This is a genomic window from Elizabethkingia argenteiflava (genome assembly GCF_009904105.1).
Lineage (GTDB): Bacteria > Bacteroidota > Bacteroidia > Flavobacteriales > Weeksellaceae > Elizabethkingia > Elizabethkingia argenteiflava.
Genome location: NZ_JAAABJ010000468.1, coordinates 1 through 272, shown reverse-complemented (window position 1 = coordinate 272; position 272 = coordinate 1). Strand labels below are relative to the sequence as shown.

The window sequence follows — 272 nt, the reverse complement described above, 5'->3', positions numbered from 1 at the left end:
TTTTTTCCTGCGATATCAACCCCGAGGATATTATAGATCGCACGGGTGTCAACAGCACCATTCACCCTTACCTTGAAAAACATACAATCCAGAAATATAAATGGATAGACGGTTTCAAGAGGACGGTGTCTCCATTCTTGAACCTCGGGTAGTACACTATCGGTAATACGGGATATCTCTGCAGGAGAAATCTCCATAGCATACATTTGCTGAACATAATCCCGCATTGCTCGGGTACTCACTCCCATAGCGTACATCGATAAGATATTACC

1 protein-coding gene is annotated in these 272 nt (G+C 43.4%); it reads right to left on the bottom strand.

Going from position 1 to position 272, the window contains the following annotated elements:
* The coding region (locus tag GNY06_RS05395) for a transposase (RefSeq protein ID WP_176589976.1) at positions 1-272 on the bottom strand (272 nt) is incomplete at both ends.